A 17,789-nucleotide genomic window follows, 5' to 3' on the forward strand; every position below is an offset into this window, starting at 1 on the left:
AGTGGTCCCAGGGGGTGGTTCGGGTGTCTGCGCGCGTGTCTGAGTTATCGGGTCTGGGGCTGTTGACCTGGGTGTATCCACCGGGGTTGGTGGATCGGGTGGTCGCGGCTTGCGGTTGTGCGGAGCAACGCAAACGGCTGCTTCCCGCGCGGTTGGTGGTGTACTTCGTGCTGGGGCTGGCGCTGTTCTCTCCGGTTCCGTATCTGGAACTAATGCGGCACCTGGTGGAGGGTCTGCGGGGCCAGGGACTGCTGGGCGACTGGCACGTGCCGACGAAGTCCTCGCTGTTCCGAGCCCGGCAGCGGCTGGGCTGTGAGCCCCTGCGGGTGCTGTTCGCCATGACCGCCAAGTCGATGGCCACCGAGGCGACACCCGGCGCGTTCTGGCGGGGACTGCGGCTGCTAGCGGTGGACGGGACGTGCTGGGACGTCGCGGACAGCGAAGCCAACGAGACCGCGTTCGGACGTCCGGGCAACGGCCGCGGGCCGGGCAAGAGCGCGTTCCCGCAGGTGCGGATGGCTGCTTTGGTGGAGGTGGGCAGCCATGCGGTGCTGGACGCGGAACTCGCCGGCTGCCGCACCGGGGAAGTCACCCTGGTCGGTCGCCTGCCACGGTCACTCGGCCCGGGCCAGCTCGTCCTGGCCGACCGCGAGTTCCTCGGTGTCCCGTTGTGGCAGGCCTTCACCGCCACGGGCGCCGATCTGCTGTGGCGGGTGCCCGTCAACCGCGTCCTGCCGGTCATCAAGCAGTTCCGGGATGGGTCATGGCTCTCACGGATCCGGGCAAGCAGCGGCCCTGCCCGGCAGGAGCCGGTCACCGTCCGGGTCCTGGCCTACCAGCTCAAGGGCCGGGGCAGTGAGGGTGCAGCTGACCGCTACCGGCTGGTCACCACCCTGCTGGACGCCCGACGCTATCCGGCCCGACAGCTGGCCGCGCTCTACCGCGAACGCTGGGAGGTCGAGTCCGTCTTCGCCGAGATCAAGACCCATCAGCGCGGCGCCCGTGTCGTGCTCAGCAGCAAAACCCCCGATGGTGTCCGTCAGCAGATCTGGGCGCACCTACTGGTCCACCATGCCCTGCGCGAACTCATGCTGAGAACGGCCGCCACCCGTGGCCTGGACCCCGACCGGGTTCTCCTTCACCGAAACCCTGCGCTCTGCCCGCCGCAGTGTGACTGTCACGCCGGGCAGCTTTTCCCCTGACCTCCTCGTCAGAGCCTTGGCAATGCTCCAGCAGGACCTCCTGGAACGACTCCTGCCCGCCAGACGCCTGCGCAGCCAGCCCCGAGTCGTGAAACGCAAGATGTCCAACTACCGGCTCAAACGGGCTGAACACCATGCCGGACCCCAACCCGCCCGCACCGGCACTCAAGCCATCCTCATCACAAGACCCCAACCCGCAGACCCGTAACGCAACGGCATTGCATTTAGGGGCTCTCTTACGGATCAACGGGTCTTAGGGGGCCGCGGGGTCGGTCGAACTGTCAACTGCGACGATCTGACTGTGAGCTATGACCTTGCTGTATGGGAGGGTGAACGTCCTCTCGACAACTACGAAGCAGGCGTGGTCTACGACGACCTGTATGCGCGCTACCTCGAGTCGGATGATGTCTTCGTGCCTCCGGCGCCGCGCATCGTGGCCTACGTCGAGGCGCTCCTCCAGCGATACCCGGACCACATCGACGGTCCCATTGTGTGGGCGTCCCCGCCGGTGATCGAGGAGGCGTCGGGGCCGATCTTGTGCATGCTCATGCCCTATAGGAAGGCCGAGGAGGTGTCTGACTACGCTGCTTCGCTAGCGCGGGAGTTCGGGCTCGTCTGCTACGACCCGCAGGGAGAATGTCTTCGGCCCTAGGCCCCTACTCAGGGCCGTATCTCGCTTGCGGCCCCATGGGTCGGCCCGCGCTTGCGTGGGCCCTTGATGATCTAGGGAAAGTTCTACCGCGCGGCTGCTGATGGTCAGTTCTGGATGGGATGAACTGCCGCCCGCCGTGGCTCTCAGGCGGTGCCGTCCAAAGCCTTGATGGGGCGGATCGCGATCTGGGGGTCTGCCTGAGCCCGGATCCACCGGCTTGATTTCGGTGTGATCGTTTCGGGGTCGTGCAGGCCGTGTCGGGGTTGAGTTGCGGATTCGGGCGTGGGGTGGCCGCTGGTCTGTCCAGCTCTTCCACTTTTCCGCAGGTCTCGGGCTCTTTCGGGCAGGTCGGTCAGGGAGTGTCAGGGGGCTGGTGGCGCGTGGACGATGTTGAAGAGCTGGGTGAAGTTGGTGCTCCAGGGCCAGCGTTCGGGCAGGTGCAGGGTGAGGCGGCGGGCCGAGCGGGCCAGGCGGGCGGGCACGTTGATCAGGTGGTCACGGATGGTGGCGGTGGTCGCTCTGGCATGGAACGTGCCGGCCAGTGCGCCGGCGGCGCGGGTCAGGTTGTGTGCCAGGGCTGCCAGGGCGAGTCAGGCGGCATTGGCCTGGAAATGCCCGGAGGGCGCGTGGGCGAAGGCGCTGTTCTTGACATCGGCGATCACCTGCTCGACGACGGCGTGCCGTCGATGGTCACGCTCGGCATCGTTCAAGGAGAGCGGGGAGTCGGTGAACGCGGCGTGGTAGCGCCAGGTGTCAAACAGCGTGCCCTGTCCGGCGGGGACGGCTTGCGCGCTCAGGCGTTTGACGCGGCGCACGATCAGACGGGCGGTGACCTGCTGCTTCTTCGGCTTGGAAGTGAAGGCGGTGTAGGTGGTCTCGGCTATCTCGGCGTCGGAGATCCAGCACTGGCCCTCCTCGTCCCAGACCGCCTTGGGGTACTTGATCGGCGTCCAGGCGTCCTCATCGATGCGGGCGATGGCGGTCTTGACGGAAGCGTTCATCCGCACGGTGATGGAGAACCGCGCGCCCAGCGCCCGGCAGGAGTTGACGACATCGGCGCCGTAGAACGCCGAGTCCGCGCGCATCACCAGCAGGCCGCTGGCGCCGCAGGCGCGAGCGGTGCGGATGGTCTCGGCGACGAACGCCGCCGCTCCGCGCGCGGAGTTCGAGGGTCCCTTGCGTAGCCTGGTGGCGGCGATGACCGGGGCGGCCAGGGGTGTGGAGACGATGCCGAGCAGCGCGTTCAGGCCCTTGACCTTGCTGTATCCGTAACCGGCGCCCTGCTTGGCGTAGCCGTAGGTGCGGCGGATGGTGTCATCGATGTCCACGTAGGCGACCTGGTCCGCGCCGGGCAGCAGCGGGGCGTGACGGGCCAGTTCGGGAAGGAACCGGCGGGCCACAGCGTGCAGTTGCTTCACATGCCCGTGGGTGAAGGAGCGCAGGAACGACCCCAGCGTGGACGGGGCCCGCGCACCGGAGAACAGGCGGCCCATCGCGCCGTGCCGCACCCGGTGCATGTCGTCGATGCTGTCGGCGCCCGCGACCATGCCACCCACCAGCGACATCACTTTCGCCGCGGGGAAGGCACCGGTGCCGTCCTTCGAGGCCGGCAGACGGATGTACTCCCCGACCAGTGCGGGCAGACCGCACCGCTCGGCCAACCGCACCACCGGCTCCAGGCCGCCGTACGCGATCAGGTTCGGGTCGTCGAACGCGGATGAGACCGCCGCCGCGGCATGGGAAGATTGCATCTCGGAAGTGCCTTGCTGATCGTGCCTGATGTGGTCCTAGAGAAACCCCATCATCGCAGGTCACAAGGCACTTCTTCGTTCCCCGAGAAACCGTCCACAGGCATCAAGCCGGTGGATCCGGGCTGAGTGGCATTCGACAAGGCCAGGGGGCACGCGCTGCTAGCTGCACGGTGTGCGTCATTCGGCGTCGCTGCGTTCCAGAACCAAGCCGACGGACCCGTCCTCCAGGCCGTTGCTGTCCTCAAGGTGCAGGTGGCTTCCGTCGGGAACGCCGTTCTTGGCGAGCACGAGCAGATGGCCGGCGAGCGTCCTGAGACCTGCGGCATTCGCCTCGATGACGACCTCACCACCGAGGTTTCGTACCTCGATCCGTGCGTCCTCCTCCCACGTGTAGACCTGCGTGACACCATCGGTCACGGCCGTGATTCGGGTGTTCTCCATTGGGGCGCTGCCTGCATCGTGGGTCATACAGACCATCATGCGTCTTCGCGCACACCGGGCCTCTGAGTCTCAGGGATCACACTTAGTCAGGTACCTGACGATGCCCGGTCGATCAGGGTGCATCACGGGCAGTCCATGGGAGCCTCACACCCGCATGAGGAGAGCAGTAGGCACGCGGCCTCTTCGTCCCGAACCGTCAACACCACGACTGCTTGGGTCTGCACGCCTGGCTCAGCCGGGCACGGTCATGACGTGACAGCGGATAGGCCGCGAACACGGGATCGTCCGGGCATAGGATCGGCCGGTGGCGGCGCGGGATGGTGACGGTGCGGATCCGATGGCAGACCTGACGCGTGAGCTGCGTCGGCCGGCTCGAAGGGCACGGCGCACTCAGCGGCGGCTGGGTTCCCGAGGAGCCCCGGGTCCCGTAAAGGCATCGTATGCCCGTCGACGGATGCTACGAGGGTTGTGTGTCGTGTTGTCCCTTTGGGTGGCGATCGTGTTTGTCGACGCAGGGCTGATTCGATCCCACGTGCTCAAGGGCACATACACGGGAATCTCTACCTTGGCTGGTGTCATTGCCGGCCCTATCCTGATCGCGATCTGGTACGGATTCGCGGGTCGACCATCCATAGTCGTCCAAGGCGGTCGGTACTTCGTCTCCGCCAGGACCATGACCGGGGTACGCACGCTTTGTTTGGACGACTTGGCCAGCGTGCGCCGCTACACCTCGATTGCTCGCGTCGGTTACATCGACGAACTGCACATGCGGGACGGGAAGCAGGTCCGTCTTACCGTCGACAACAAACATCCGGTCAGTACGCAGGTTCGCCAGGCCGTCCGGCGTGCGGAATCACGTCCTGGTTGCGCGATCGCGGTAACCCGTCACGCCCGCACCGGTCTTGGTCTGGAGCCGCGCTCCCGCCTCCCCGAAGGAGTGCACAGGTTTTGGGCATTCTGGATGATGATGGCGTCGTTCGGCATACCCGCCCTGGTCAGCTATGTGACGGCCTGCCTCCTCGCGGGCACCGGCATCTTGGGAACACCGGGACACTGAGCCGGTAGCCACACCGGGCTGGACAACAAGCGCGGTCGGTGGTTGCAAGGGCGCAAGGCCGGCCCCTCTTACCGCCAAGGGCCTTGTGCGTACACCTCTGTTGCCGTTATCCGCTGCCGCCGGCCGTCTGATCGGGCACGCAAGGGGCACGGCGACCTTGATGTGTTAGTCAGCCTCGGTAGTCCGCCAAGCATCCGTGATGCAGCCCTCCTCCATGTGCCACCACTCCTTATCAACGCCGTGTTGAAGGAGACGCTTGATCTTGCCGAGATCCGCTTCCGGCGGGATGTCGAGGGACACCATGCGGAACTGCTCGATGCCCTCACCGCCGGCGCCCAACTTGTTGAAGGCGTTGAGCACGCTCTGTCGGGCCGCCGCCGAGCCGCTGTCGCGGAGCACGATCAAGCGGATGGTGCAGTTGTCCGAGGGCCGGACCATCCTGCCTGCCCACCTGACTCCCTCGTCGTCCATGGACGTCTCAACGATGTCACCGATGGCGACACCCCGGACAAAGAAGGGTGTGTTCGCCAACTCGACTTCCCCGTTACCCCGGTCGATGGCCCAGAGACTCTCCACCCCGGCCGGGGGCCAGTCGTTCTCGATCTCAAGGCGAAAGTGCACCTTCACGTGCTCAGGGCCAGGCTCAGTCATGCCAGACAGCATGCACAGACGTGGTGACGCTCCGGTAGACGGGTCCCCAGCTTGGAAGACGAGTGATACGGGTGCGGGTTGACCCGCGAAGCGTCTGATCTGGGCCTAGGTACCACCGGTGCCGCCGTTCCCCCTGAGTCCCTGCTGTTCCCCGGTCGATCGGGCACGCAGCGGGCACGCGCTACCGTCGCCATCATGGCCCCGTGATGGCCTCGGTGCGAGGCGTCGGGCATCCGGCATCCCGCACCGCCCCGGGCAACGACCGGCACGGTGGCGATGCCCTCCGCCGTCCAGGCGCGCTGGAGTCGAGAGTCGAGAGCCGATGCCGGATCGGCAGCACCATTGCTGGCCCCGCCGCGCCCCCTGGCGTGAAATCGGCAAGAGCGGTTCCCCTTGAAAGCCGGCACTGACGCGCGTATCCGCAGGCCACAGGAGGTGTCCCTGCCAGTACCGGGTGGTGCCTGGGCTCCTCCTACGGCTGTACAGGGTCGGGACACTCGCTGTCCGACTGCGTCATCGTCCATCCGTCCCCGAGCACACGGACGCTCGGGTATGCGGGCGAGGAGGGTTGCCCACCGACGGGAGGAGCCGTAGAAGCGCCGTCCTGAGGCGCGTCCGAGGACAGTGCGGCGGACAGCGCGGTCTCGTGAGCCACCGTGCACGCCAACTGCAGCATGGCCAGGTGGCTGAGGGGAGGGACGTCTTTGGGGAGGTGGACGGAGAGGATGTTGTCGCTGCCGATCGCCACCGTTGGTGCATCCGTCAGGTGGGGCAGCTTCGTGACAGCCGTCGCGGCCTCGCTCGCGGACGGTCCGTCGAACAGCAGGCGCACCAGGGTCCCGAGGTCCCCAGGGTCGCTGATCTTGCGGAGATAGGGCTTCAGATCACCGTTGTGCAGGAAATAGACGGGGACGGCGGTCGGTACCGCGTGCTTCGGACCCGCGGAGAACATGCCGCTCGCCGGTGCGCCCGCCTCGATGACGTCGGACGGGGGGACTCCGCACCCTGCCAGCGTGAGCACGGCCGTGAGCCCGACCAGCAGCGCCGACACGCGCGAGCCCTTCACCAGGCACCCGCGGTGGCGTCGGCGGCGGCTGCGGAGTCGCGGTGCAGGGGGAGTTCGACCGTGAACGCCGCACCGCCCCCGGGCAGGTTCGCCGCACTGATGCGTCCTCCGTGCAGATGCACGTTCTCCACCGTGATGGCCAGGCCCAGTCCGCTGCTCTCGCTTCTGGTCCGCGATGTGCTCGCCTTGTAGAAGCGCTCGAATATGTGCGGCATGGCTTCCTCGGCAATCCCCGGTCCGCTGTCGCTCACCTCGATGACGGCCCACGCCACGTCCGCTCGCTCCTCCCTCACACCCATGGTCAGCCGCACCGGCGGCGCCCCGTGCCGCAGCGCGTTGCCGATCAGATTGGCCATCACCACGTCGAGTCGGCGCGGATCCACGCGCGTCCTGAGCACGCCCGGCCGGGGCACATACGTCTCCACCTGGCCCTGCCACCCCCGAGAGGCAAGAGTGCGCTGTACGGACTCGGCCAAGTCGATCTCGTCCAGGTTGAGTTCGACCGCGCCCGCGTCGAAGCGGGAGATCTCCATCAGGTCGTTCACCAGCCCGCTCAGCCGGCTGGTTCCCTCGCTGATGAGCCGCAACGCGTCGCCGGTCTCCTGGTCCAAGTGCCGCGCGTTCTCGTCCAGCACGTCGGTGACCGCTGACATCGCCGCCAGCGGGGTCCGCAGTTCATGGGAGACGTCCGCGACGAAGCGGCGCGCCTGGGCCTCCAGGCGGCGCAACTCCGCGACCGACCGCTCCAGCGCGGCGGCCGTGTCGTTGAACGATCGTGAGAGATCGGCCAGTTCGTCGGAACCGTTGACCGCCAGCCGGACGTCGAGATGCCCCTCGGCCATCCGGCGCGTCGCCCGGCGCAACGCCCGCACGGGACGCAGCACACCGCTCGCGGCCAGCAGCGCCAGGACGACGGCGAGGCACAGTGCCACCAGGGTGGCGCGCTCGATGCCGCTGATCATCGCGCTGACGTAGGCCGCTTCGGTGTTCTGCGGCACCACCAGGTACATCACCATCCCCGAGAGCCTGGGTTCCGCGCCCTCGCCCGTGGTGTACGTGACCGGCATTCCGACGACGAGATTGGGCTGCCCGTCGACGTTCACCCGCTGGAACACCGCGGCGCGTTTGGTGTGCACGGACCGGCGCAGTTCGGGGCTCAGCCTGTCGAAGTCGGCACTCGGCGCCCAGGCGCGGAGGCTGCCGTACGTGGCCATGACCCGCCACCCCTGTGACGGGTTGCCGTGGAGCACCTGGTTCACCGCCGACTGCAGCTCCGGCTGGTTCGGTGCGGGGGGAGTGTAGACGGCCACGGCGTCGACGCTGGTCCGGAACTGCCGGATGACGGAGTCCTGGCTCTGCTGCAGCACCCCCGTGCGCGCCTCCCGGAATGCGAGGGCTCCGGTGCTCAGGGCACTGGCCATGGCCACCAGGACGAAGGCCGCCACCAGGCGGGGCCGCAGGCCACGCAGCGGAAGCGGGACTCGTGCCAGGATCGCCCTGAGGAACGGCGCCGACCCGGCGCCCTGCCCGGCTCCGACAGCCTCGCGTTCGCGTACGGCCTTTCGTGCCCGCACGGCTCTCCAGCCGTTCACGAGATACCGAAGCGGTAACCGAAGCCGCGTACGGTCTGCACGTACCGGGGATCCCTGCCCTCACCGAGCTTGCTGCGCAGCCGCTTCACACAGGCGTCCACCAGTCGTATGTCGCCGTGGTAGCTGTGCTCCCAGACCGCTTCCAGCAACTGCTGGCGGCTGAACACCTGTCCCGGCGAGGCCGACAGGGTCAGCAGCAGCCGGAGCTCGGAGGGGGCGAGCGCGACGCGTTCGCCACGGTGTGTCACCACGAGCCCGGCCCGGTCGATGACCAACTCGCCGTGCGACTCCGCCCTGGGTCGGACGCCGTCCGAGACCGACGCGTCCTGCCTGCGCAGTACGGCCCGTATGCGCGCGTCGAGCACCCGGGCCTGTACGGGCTTGACCACGTAGTCGTCCGCGCCGGCCTCCAGGCCCACGACGACATCGATGTCATCGCCCTTGGCGGTCACCATGATGATCGGGACCTGGTCGCGATCCCTTATCCGCCGGCATACGTCGAGGCCGGATATGCCGGGCAGCATGAGGTCGAGCACGACGACGTCCGGGCGGAAGGGATGGGGCTGTTCCAATCCCTCTTCACCCGTTCCGGCGGCGGAAACCTCGTGCCCCTGATGCCGGAGCGCCAGCTGGACGGCCTTACGGACATCTGGGTCGTCTTCGACAATCAGGACTCGTGGCACGTCGACAGTGTAAGCAGACCGCGTTCGGTGGCCGTCCCGGAAAGAGCCCCCCTCGGGAGCTGTTACAGAAGGGTCACAACGGATGGGATGTGTGGGCGGTTTCCGGCCGGCGTGCCGTCGGGCGGACGACCCCGTCGAACCGGCCGACCGGCAGTCGGGGGCGGTCTGCCGGTGGTCCGGCTCGAAATGGCGAGGGTCGGCCGAAGGGGACCGGTCTGCCGGTGGTCCGGTCCGAAGCGGCGAGAGTCGCCGGAAACCACTCGTTACCCTTTCGTGATTTTCCGAGCTCACGGTGATCATCTGAAATGACCAGTTTGAGCTGCCATGTATTCGGCACGAGAGCTGGAATCCGCACCGCCCACCGGCAGCGCCGGGGCCTCCCGCCGCGATGGCCGTGAGAGCCGGTCCTCCCACCGCGGTGGCCGTCGGCACCGCTCTTCCCACCGCAGGGGCCGTCCGCGCCGTCGGGGCCGGGGCCTTCTGATCGGCGTGCTGGTGGCCGCCGGTCTGCTCGGTTCCGGGGTCTTCTTCCTGGACGGCGGACGAAGCGACGCGTCGAGCGGTGCGCCGCACCCGCGGAGCACGGTGCGCCACACCCCTACGCCCACGCCGACCCCGACGCCGACCCCCAAGCCCACCCCGCCGCCCACGCCGACCCCCACCGAGATCGAAGTCCCTGCGACGGGCTCCGGCACATTCGTCACCGCGGATGCCAGTGGCGAGAAGGTCGGTCGGGGTCCGCGTCCGCTCCGCTACGTGGTGAAGGTCGAGACCGGGCTTGACATCTCGCCGACCCAGGCGGCGAACGAGATCGCCGAGATACTCGCCGCCCCCCGGGGCTGGACCCACGACCCGGCCTACGCGTTCCAGTTGGTGGCCGCGGGGCAGCCCCACGACCTCACGGTGAAGATCGCGACACCGGGGACGGCGGACGCCCTGTGCTGGACGGGCATCCACCAGAACACCCAAGGCGAATACAACTGCGAGGTTTCCGGCGGGGTGGTGGTGAACCTCAAGCGCTGGGTCAAGGGCTCGCCCACGTTCGACGGTCCGATCCATGACTACCGGGCACTGATCATCAACCACGAGATGGGGCACTTCCTGGGCTACACGCACATGACCTGCGCGGGCCCCGGCCAACTGGCCCCCGTGATGATGCAGCAGATCAAGGGCCTCCATGGATGCGTCGCCAACGCCTGGCCCTACGACAGGAACGGTCACTTCGTCTCCGGGCCGCACGTGGCGTGAGACGGCGGCCGTTCCCGGCGGCGCGCCACTCAGGAGACCGGCCGTTACAGCTTGGTCATGAGTTGAGCCAGGGCCCATGAACTGCGGCCGCCACTCTGAACTCGGCGACAACCCCGTGGTCGTCAAGGCCACCGGGCGCTCACGGCGCCGTGTTCGCGGTGCGCCGGTGCTGTCGGCGTGGGCGGAGCCCCCACGATCCCGTGGTCCTCAGTGGCTCGTAGGCAACAACCCCCCTCTCTCGATCGGATGGAAGAGCATGTCTGGATACCGCAGTGTTCGGAAACTGGCCGTAGCGGTGAGTCTCTTGCCGCTGCTGGCGGCTTGCGGCGCTGAGACGGCATCCCACTCGGTGGACGGGGGGAAGCCCTCGGCCGGGTCGTCGGGGCAACTCGATGTTCCCTCGGACGCCGGCGCCGACCTCAAGAAGCAGTACCTCATGGAGAACGCGATCGCGGCCTGCATGAAGAAGCAGGGGTTCACCTACACCCCCGTGGCCCCCGAGGACCCCGCGGCCTCCTGGGCCACCGACGGGGCGGACTACAAGCTGACCAAGAAGTACCGCCAGAAGTACGGATTCGGCATCTACGCAGGCCTGGTCTACCCCAACGATCCCCAGGCACCGGGCAGCAAGGCGTCCCAGGAGAACTCGACCGACACGCCCAACGCCGACTACGTCGCCAGGCTCACCTCCGAGCAGAAGGCCGCCTACGACAAGGCACTGGGTGGCCCCCCGGACCCGAAGGCCGGCGGCGGCGACAAGGGCTGGACGGGTTGCCAGGGAGCGGCCAACACGCAGGTCTACGGCTCCGCGTCACCCCAGGAGCGAAGCGCCGCGACCGCGGAGCAGAACCAGGCGAACGCGCAGGCGCTCAACGGTGACCCGAAGCTGATCGCTCTGGCGCAGTCCTACGCCTCGTGCCTGAAGGCACATGGCATCGCCGTCACGACCACGCAGCCGACCGGCATCGGGGACATGGTGAAGCTCCAGGCGACCACGTCCGCTCCCGACGGGGCGCACATGGGCGCGGTGAACTCCGGCGGGAGCCCGCTGGACACCATGAGCAAGGACGAGGCCCTGCCCCTGCTCACCAAGGACATCGGCCTGGCGATGCAGGACCTGGACTACGGCAAGGAATTCCGGGCCGCCTACTTCCCGAAGTTCCTGAAGAACCCCACCAGCGGTGGGGGTGCCGGGTGAGGCAGCGTCGCAACCAGGTGAGCAGCCGTCCCAAGCAGTTGGGGATCATCGTGGTCGCGGTGGGGCTGGTGGGCGTGGGTGGTTGGTTCGCCGGATCGCAGATGCAGTCGCCGGCGGATGCGGCTGCCGCACACCGGCCGCCGAAGGCCGGACCGGTCACCGTCGCGGTCGTACGGCGGTCGCTGACCGCGAGCGTGGTGGCCCAGGGCTCGGTGGAGTTCGCCTCGCCGCAGAGCCTGGCCCTGGCCGGACCGGTCGGGTCCTCGGATTCCGGCTCCGGGGATTCCGGGGCCGGCGACGTCGTCGTCCAACGGGTCACCAAGGCACCGGTCGCCGGATCGGAGGTGAAGGAGGGCGATGTGCTGATGCAGGTGAGCGGCCGACCGGTGCTGGTGCTGCGGGGATCCGTTCCGATGTACCGCACGCTGGGTCCGGGTGCGTCCGGGGACGATGTCAAGCAGCTCGAGCAGGCCCTGACCCGGCTCGGGTTCGACCCCGGTGGAACCACCGGGACGTACGGGCAGCCGGACGCCGCGGCGGTGAGCCGCTGGTACAGGAGCAAGGGCTTTCACGCGGAGGAGCCCGGTTTCGCGGACAGGCAGCAGCTGGGAACGCTCGAGGCGGCTGTGACCACCGCGCAGCAGGCCCTCCTCGAGGCGCAGAATCAGGGCAGCGGCTCCCAGGGCACCGACTCCAAGGGCTCCGGCGGCGGTACCGGCACCGGTGGTGAAGAGGGCCGGCTACAACTCAGGGCGGCGCAGCAGCAGTTGGACGCCGCCAACGCCGCGCTCGCCGCCTTCCAGGCCGGCTACGGAACCAAGATCCCCGCAGGTGAGGTGGTCTTCCTGCCGGATCTGCCGGCCCGGCTGGACAAGGTGTCCGTGAAGATCGGCGACACCCCGTCCGGACCGATCGGGACGGTGACCAGCTCCAAGGTCGTGGTGCAGGCCGTGGTGCCGGGCAGCGACGCCAAGTTGCTCCACAAGGGCATGACGGCCCAGGTGGAGACCCCCGACGGCACAAAGGTGGAGGGGCAACTGGTGGCACTCGGCGACGATGTGCCGAAGGACGAATCCGAGGACGGCAAGGACGCGCCGGGGACGTCGGCCGGGGGGAGCGGCGACGCGACGGCCCCCGTACCGGTGCAGGTCTCCGTCCCGGCGGGGAAGCTGACCAAGAACGCCAACGGGTCCGCGAAGGTGACCATCGAGGTGGGTTCGTCGGACGGTGACGTGTTGACGGTGCCCATCGCCGCGCTCCACACGTCTGCCGACGGGCGGGCCAGGGTGCAGGTCGCGCGTGGCGGCAAAGTCGTGGACGTCTCCGTCAAGGCGGGTCTCTCCGCGGACGGGCAGGTGGAGGTCAGGCCGTCCGGTGACGACCTGAAGGTGGGCGATCACGTGGTGGTCGGGCAATGACCGGCCTGCCGGCCCCCGTCGTGCCCGGCGCGGACACCGTCATCCAACTGGCCTCCGTCGACCGGACCTTCGACTCCGAACCGCCGGTGCACGCCCTGCGCGATGTGAACCTGGCAGTGCGGCGCGGCGAGCATCTGTCGATCGTCGGCCCGTCCGGTTCCGGCAAGTCGACGCTGCTCAACACCCTGGGACTGCTGGACCGCCCCACCTCGGGTTCCTACTGGCTCGACGGGGTGGAGACCAACACCCTCGGCGACCTGGAGCGCACCTCACTGCGCGGCAGCCGGATCGGATTCGTCTTCCAGTCCTTCCATCTGCTGCCCTACCGGACGGTGGACGAGAACGTCATGCTGGCCGAGACCTACCGCCGGCCGCGGCCCGGGCGCGGCCGCGCCGGCCGCAGTGTCAGGTCCAAGGAGGCGCTGCAACGGGTCGGCCTGGCGCACCGGATCGGCTTCCGGCCGGACAGGCTCTCCGGCGGTGAGAGGCAGCGCGTGGCGATCGCCCGGGCGCTGATGAGCGAGCCCGCGCTGCTGCTCTGCGACGAGCCCACCGGCAACCTCGACAGTGAGAACACCGAGTCGGTGCTGGACCTCTTCGACCACCTGAGCGAGCAGGGCATGACCCTGCTCGTGATCACCCATGAGGAGGCGGTCAGCATGCGGGCCGACCGGCGGGTAATGATCAACGACGGACGGCTCACCGAGGAGAACCGATGAGGGCCCGGGCACGAGTCCTGGAGCAGGCCGCCCCGGTGGACCCGGCACACCCGGAGGACCCGCCGATCGCCGTCCGGTCCACCGGCGGACGGCACACCGGTGGAAGGCACACCGCTCGCCGGTGGACCGGCGGGCGCCGCGGCAAGGCCGGGGGCATCGAGCGTCCCTGGATGGACTTCCGGGATCTGTGGACCGAGGCGCTGGCGGGGGTGCTCGCCCGTCCTGTCCGCTCCGCCCTGACCACGCTGGGGACCGTGCTGGGCATCACGACCCTGGTCATCACCATCGGGGTCTCGGCCACGGCGGGCAATCAGATCGTCGGGCGCTTCGACGCCCTCACCGCCACCTCGGTCACGGTCACGGTGCCCCCGCCGCCTCCGTCGGCCGACCCCGTCCCGCTCGTGGACTGGTCGGGTGTCGACGCGGTCCGGCGGGTGGCCGGGGTCGAATCCGTGGCGGCGATCGCCGACTCCCAGGCAACCGCGAGCGTCCAGGTGCGTGCGAACGACGTGGTGTCCCCCGGGGAGGTCACCGGCCAGACCATGGCGGTCGTCGCCGCGTCCCCGACGCTGCCCGCGGCGGTGCGCGGCAGGATGACCGCCGGGCGCTTCTTCGACGACGGGGACATCACACGGCACGACCGGGTGGCGGTGCTCGGCGACCAGGCCGCGCGGCTCCTCGGCATCAATTCGGTACAGGACTCCCCGGCGGTGTTCCTGAAGGGCCAGGCCTACACCGTGATCGGGATCCTCGGCGGAGCCGAGCGGGAACAGCAGCTGTCCACCGCGGTGATCCTGCCGCCCACCACAGCCGAGGACCAGCTGGGCCTGGCAGCGGTGACCCGGGTGCTGATCAACACCGCGCTCGGCGCGGCGAAGCAGGTCGCCCACCAGGCACCGATCGCGCTGGCTCCCGGAGCCGAGGACGCCCTCGCCGTCACGGCACCGCCCGACCCGACCAAGGCACGCAAGGGAGTACAGGGCGACGTCAACGGCCTGTTCCTCGTACTGGGACTGGTCTCACTGATGGTCGGCGCCATCGGTATCGCCAATGTGACGCTGGTGACCGTCATGGAGCGGATCGGGGAGATCGGTTTGCGCCGCGCCCTCGGCGCCTCGCGACGGCAGGTCGCCGGCCAGTTCCTGGTGGAGTCGACGACCATCGGACTCCTCGGCGGCGTCGTCGGCGCCGTCCTGGGCATGGTCGTCGTGGTGGCCGTCTCCGCCATCAGGGACTGGACTCCGGTCCTGGACGTCCGTCTCGCCTTCGGAGCCCCGGTCGCCGGAGCCCTCGTCGGACTCCTGGCCGGCCTCTACCCGTCACTGCGAGCCTCCCGTATGGAGCCGGTCGATGCTCTCCGGTCCTGACGTCGAGAGTCCGACAGCCGGCTACCGGTCGACGGTGGAGCCCGACGCCGTCGACGCCGTGCGGTTCGAAGGCTTCGTCATCGCGGGGCGGGTCCACGCCGAGGACGGTCCCGGCGGGTGCGGCCGCCTCCGGCTGCGGCGCGGTGTGCGGGAGGTGGGTCTGCAGGACCGTGCCGCGTTCGACGCCGCGTCGTCCGGCTCGAGGGGTTGCGCCTGACAGTCAGGGAAGAGCGGGTTGACGCGGAGGGCCTCGATCTCCACGTTGAGGTGGCAGCGTCCCATGCCGCTGCCGGCACCAGGGATCTCCCCGTCGGGGCGCATTTGCGCCTGACCAGCCACAACTGCTCGGCGGCGCCTGTGACCTGCTCCGTCCACTGCACACAGCGTGCCGCCGGGCGCGGCCCAGCCGGGGCGAAGACAGAAGACAGGCCGCGCCGCAGACGCGGCGCGTGCCCGCTCCGTGCACGGGCCTTGACGATGCGGGGGAAGCTCCACCGCGCCATGGGTGCTCCAGTCGGGACCCACCACGTGTCGGTCAGGACGCAGGCTCGGACGACGAGTCAGGTTGCGAGAGGCTCTGGCGGTTCCCGTCCGATGCGATTCGGGCGACTGTGTCCGGTAGTCCCACGTGATGGCCCTTCGTGCACTGCACCACGGCGTTGAGCGGGCTTCCGCAGTCGGCGTGGACGAGTTCGACGCCGCCTTCCCTGCCCACGCGCGCGCCCCAATCCATCAGCGCGACGAACACCGGGAACAGTGACCGGCCCAGATCGGTGAGGACGTACTCGTACCTGGTGCGTTGGCCGGGCTCCCGGTAGGGGTGCCGTTGCAGCAGGCCGGCGTCGACGAGGCGCTTGAGGCGCTGGGAGGTGACGGCTTCGGTCAGTCCGGTGTGCCGGACGAGTTCGTCGAAGCGTCGGCCGCCGTAGTAGATCTCGCGCATCAGGATCATCGCGGAACGGGTGCCGACCAGTTCCAGTGCGCTCTCCATATGGCACCAGCCCTCGGCGCTCCAGGCGCCACGGTCGGCGAACCGGCCGGATCGCGTGATCACGGCCTCGACGCCGGGCTCCGGATCTCCCGTGGATTCCTTCATGTCGATCACGCTCCTCTGACTGCGCATTTATATAGCCAGCATGCTACGTTCTGACTATGGTCTCCACTAGCCAGGATAATGTCCTTGCAGCACAGCGCTCTGCGCCGCCCACCGCCTCGAACGGACGGAGGTGGTGGGCCCTCCTGGTCCTCTGCCTCGGCGTGATGATGACCTTCGTCAACGTGTCCTCGACGATCTCCGCGCTGACACCGCTCCAGGACGACCTCCACATATCGCCCAGCACCGTGGTCTGGGTGAGCAGCGCCTTCAGCCTCGCCGTGGTCAGCCTGGTGCTGTCCGCCGGCACACTGAGCGATCTCGTCGGGCGGCGACGGGTGTTCTGGGCGGGCGTTTCGCTGTTCACACTGGGAAGCTTCATCGCCTTCCTGGCGGGGAACGCCGGCCTGCTCATCGCGGCCCAGGCCCTGATGGGCGTCGGCGCTGCGGCCGTACTGCCCTCGAGCCTGTCGATCGTGAGCCACACGTTCACCGATCCCCATGAGCGCACCGGCGCCATCAGCGTCTGGGCCAGTTGCGCCGGCCTCGGGCTGGCCGTCGGACCGCTGGTGGCGGGCGTGCTGCTGGATCAGGTGTCGTGGCACGCGGTGTTCCTCACCGACGTCGTCATCGGCCTGATCACCCTCGTCCTCACCCCGCTGCTGGTGAGCGAGAGCAAGCATCCGACGCGCCGGTTCGACTCGGCGGGCGTGGTGCTCGGCACCCTGGCGGTCGCGTCGGCGACGTACTCGATCATCGAGGGCGGCGCCACCGGCTACGGGAAGCCCGTGATCATCGCCGCGTACGTGGTCTTCGCCGTCTCGCTGGCGGCCTTCGTACGGGTCGAGCTTCGCCACCGCGACCCCATGCTGGAGCTGCGGCTGTTCAGGAGCGCCTCGTTCACGACCGTGATGAGCATCGGCGCCGTCACCATGCTGTCCTTCGTCGGCATCTCGCTGCTCACCGTTCTCTATCTGGAGCGGGTCGCCCACGAGAACGCCCTGATGACCGGGGTGAAGCTGCTCCCGATGTTCGCCGCCTACATCGTCATCAGCGCGTTCGCCGCCCGCGTGGTGCGATGGCTCGGCATCGGTGCCACGCTCACCGCGGGCCTCGTCCTCATGGGCGGGGGAGCCTTCGCGCTCCTGGCGGCCGGGCCCTTCAGCGGGTACGGCGCGATGTGGCCGGGCCTGTTCGTCGCCGGGGTGGGCTCGGCCCTGCTGGTGGCGCCGTCGACGGCCGCGGCCGTCAACAGCGTGCCGCCGCTGCAGGCCGGCATGGCGGCCGCGTCGGTCAACATGTTCCGCCAGCTCGGCAGCGTCCTCGGTCCCAGCGTCCTCGGCACGCTGGTCACCACCCGTTTCCCGCACCTCCTGCACGGCCGGCTGGCCTCGGCCGGGGTTCCGGCCGGCCGGGTCGACGATGTCGTGGCGGGCATCACCCACGGCGGCACGAGTCACCTCCCGGCCTCGCTGGCGCATACGGTCTCCGTCGCCATCCCGCAGGCCTTCACCGACGCCCTCCACCTGGGGTGGCTCGTCGCCGGAATCGTGCCGCTCGCCATGACCGTCCCGACGGTGCTCTTCCTTCGGCGCCGCACTGCCGCCTAGCTCGCCGCTAACCCGTTCCGGCGGCGTATCCGGCGCCGTCC

At 68.8% G+C, this 17,789-nt stretch carries 16 protein-coding genes and 1 pseudogene; 10 read left to right on the forward strand and 7 right to left on the reverse strand.

Translation table 11 applies throughout. The annotated features are described in order from the left end of the window. Positions 1-35 precede the first annotated feature (35 nt). Complete coding sequence (locus tag ACQEXA_RS40995; RefSeq protein WP_432926359.1) at positions 36-1,202, forward strand: IS4 family transposase; 1,167 nt, start codon at positions 36-38, stop codon at positions 1,200-1,202. A 301-nt stretch (positions 1,203-1,503) separates the two neighbouring features. Next, a complete protein-coding gene (locus tag ACQEXA_RS41000; RefSeq protein WP_432926357.1) occupies positions 1,504-1,854 on the forward strand; it encodes a hypothetical protein in 351 nt (116 codons plus the stop codon). A gap of 362 nt (positions 1,855-2,216) precedes the next feature. Here the strand turns inward: ACQEXA_RS41000 and ACQEXA_RS41005 are convergent. Further along, positions 2,217-3,605 (reverse strand): annotated as a pseudogene (locus ACQEXA_RS41005) (IS1380 family transposase). Positions 3,606-3,782: 177 nt separating this feature from the next. Next, complete coding sequence (locus ACQEXA_RS41010; RefSeq protein WP_432926354.1) at positions 3,783-4,073, reverse strand: Imm32 family immunity protein; 291 nt, start codon at positions 4,071-4,073, stop codon at positions 3,783-3,785. A 472-nt stretch (positions 4,074-4,545) separates the two neighbouring features. On the opposite strand from ACQEXA_RS41010, the gene ACQEXA_RS41015 reads away from it, so the two are divergent. Beyond that, positions 4,546-5,103, forward strand: coding sequence for a hypothetical protein (locus tag ACQEXA_RS41015; RefSeq protein ID WP_433132587.1), 558 nt, complete (start codon positions 4,546-4,548; stop codon positions 5,101-5,103). Positions 5,104-5,268: 165 nt separating this feature from the next. On the opposite strand, the gene ACQEXA_RS41020 is transcribed toward ACQEXA_RS41015, so the two are convergent. From ACQEXA_RS41020 to ACQEXA_RS41035, 4 genes are all read right to left on the reverse strand, one after another. Further along, positions 5,269-5,754, reverse strand: coding sequence for a DUF4265 domain-containing protein (locus tag ACQEXA_RS41020; protein ID WP_433132590.1), 486 nt, complete (start codon positions 5,752-5,754; stop codon positions 5,269-5,271). A gap of 472 nt (positions 5,755-6,226) precedes the next feature. Next, positions 6,227-6,805, reverse strand: a complete 579-nt coding sequence (locus ACQEXA_RS41025; RefSeq protein WP_433132592.1) for a hypothetical protein — start codon at positions 6,803-6,805, stop codon at positions 6,227-6,229. An 11-nt stretch (positions 6,806-6,816) separates the two neighbouring features. Continuing rightward, positions 6,817-8,241, reverse strand: coding sequence for a sensor histidine kinase (locus ACQEXA_RS41030; protein ID WP_432939061.1), 1,425 nt, complete (start codon positions 8,239-8,241; stop codon positions 6,817-6,819). 167 nt (positions 8,242-8,408) lie between these two features. Continuing rightward, positions 8,409-9,095: a response regulator gene (locus ACQEXA_RS41035; protein ID WP_433132594.1), complete on the reverse strand. Its 687-nt coding sequence runs from the start codon at positions 9,093-9,095 to the stop codon at positions 8,409-8,411. A gap of 495 nt (positions 9,096-9,590) precedes the next feature. Here ACQEXA_RS41035 and ACQEXA_RS41040 point away from each other — a divergent pair, with 495 nt between their 5' ends. The 6 genes from ACQEXA_RS41040 to ACQEXA_RS41065 all read left to right on the forward strand — a co-directional run bounded on the left by ACQEXA_RS41040 (position 9,591) and on the right by ACQEXA_RS41065 (position 15,262). Beyond that, positions 9,591-10,343 (forward strand): DUF3152 domain-containing protein, encoded by a 753-nt coding sequence (locus tag ACQEXA_RS41040; RefSeq protein ID WP_433134735.1) that lies wholly within the window; start codon positions 9,591-9,593, stop codon positions 10,341-10,343. A 295-nt stretch (positions 10,344-10,638) separates the two neighbouring features. Then, on the forward strand, positions 10,639-11,541 hold the full coding sequence (locus ACQEXA_RS41045; protein WP_433132596.1) for a hypothetical protein: 903 nt from the start codon (positions 10,639-10,641) through the stop codon (positions 11,539-11,541). 17 nt (positions 11,542-11,558) lie between these two features. After that, positions 11,559-12,959 carry a peptidoglycan-binding protein gene (locus tag ACQEXA_RS41050; protein WP_433132598.1) on the forward strand — a complete coding sequence of 467 codons (1,401 nt, stop codon included), beginning with the start codon at positions 11,559-11,561 and terminating at the stop codon, positions 12,957-12,959. After that, entirely contained in the window at positions 12,956-13,678 is a 723-nt protein-coding gene (locus ACQEXA_RS41055) for an ABC transporter ATP-binding protein (RefSeq protein WP_433132600.1), read from the forward strand. The genes ACQEXA_RS41050 and ACQEXA_RS41055 overlap by 4 nt, the downstream gene beginning before the upstream one ends. Continuing rightward, positions 13,675-15,045 (forward strand): ABC transporter permease, encoded by a 1,371-nt coding sequence (locus ACQEXA_RS41060; RefSeq protein WP_433132602.1) that lies wholly within the window; start codon positions 13,675-13,677, stop codon positions 15,043-15,045. Before ACQEXA_RS41055 ends, ACQEXA_RS41060 begins: the two co-directional genes overlap by 4 nt. Continuing rightward, on the forward strand, positions 15,029-15,262 hold the full coding sequence (locus ACQEXA_RS41065) for a hypothetical protein (protein WP_432926336.1): 234 nt from the start codon (positions 15,029-15,031) through the stop codon (positions 15,260-15,262). Before ACQEXA_RS41060 ends, ACQEXA_RS41065 begins: the two co-directional genes overlap by 17 nt. Positions 15,263-15,580: 318 nt before the next feature. Here the strand turns inward: ACQEXA_RS41065 and ACQEXA_RS41070 are convergent, their stop codons facing one another. Beyond that, the gene (locus tag ACQEXA_RS41070; RefSeq protein ID WP_432926334.1) at positions 15,581-16,141 is read right to left on the reverse strand and encodes a winged helix-turn-helix transcriptional regulator; all 561 of its coding nucleotides are present in this window, start codon (positions 16,139-16,141) and stop codon (positions 15,581-15,583) included. Positions 16,142-16,197: 56 nt separating this feature from the next. Here ACQEXA_RS41070 and ACQEXA_RS41075 point away from each other — a divergent pair, with 56 nt between their 5' ends. After that, positions 16,198-17,748, forward strand: a complete 1,551-nt coding sequence (locus tag ACQEXA_RS41075) for an MFS transporter (protein ID WP_433132604.1) — start codon at positions 16,198-16,200, stop codon at positions 17,746-17,748. Positions 17,749-17,789: the final 41 nt, after the last annotated feature.

The sequence above is a fragment of the Streptomyces sp. CA-106110 genome (assembly GCF_050936285.1).
Taxonomy (GTDB): domain Bacteria; phylum Actinomycetota; class Actinomycetes; order Streptomycetales; family Streptomycetaceae; genus Streptomyces.

Excerpts from the sequence above, each read along its gene's own strand:
- ACQEXA_RS41010 (WP_432926354.1), bottom strand. The coding sequence starts at position 4,073 with ATGACCCACGATGCAGGCAGCGCCCCAATGGAGAACACCCGAATCACG.
- ACQEXA_RS41065 (WP_432926336.1), top strand. The coding sequence starts at position 15,029 with ATGCTCTCCGGTCCTGACGTCGAGAGTCCGACAGCCGGCTACCGGTCG.
- ACQEXA_RS41055 (WP_433132600.1), top strand. The coding sequence starts at position 12,956 with ATGACCGGCCTGCCGGCCCCCGTCGTGCCCGGCGCGGACACCGTCATC.
- ACQEXA_RS41030 (WP_432939061.1), bottom strand. The coding sequence starts at position 8,241 with ATGGCCAGTGCCCTGAGCACCGGAGCCCTCGCATTCCGGGAGGCGCGC.
- ACQEXA_RS41075 (WP_433132604.1), top strand. The coding sequence starts at position 16,198 with ATGGTCTCCACTAGCCAGGATAATGTCCTTGCAGCACAGCGCTCTGCG.
- ACQEXA_RS41020 (WP_433132590.1), bottom strand. The coding sequence starts at position 5,754 with ATGACTGAGCCTGGCCCTGAGCACGTGAAGGTGCACTTTCGCCTTGAG.
- ACQEXA_RS41070 (WP_432926334.1), bottom strand. The coding sequence starts at position 16,141 with ATGAAGGAATCCACGGGAGATCCGGAGCCCGGCGTCGAGGCCGTGATC.
- ACQEXA_RS41060 (WP_433132602.1), top strand. The coding sequence starts at position 13,675 with ATGAGGGCCCGGGCACGAGTCCTGGAGCAGGCCGCCCCGGTGGACCCG.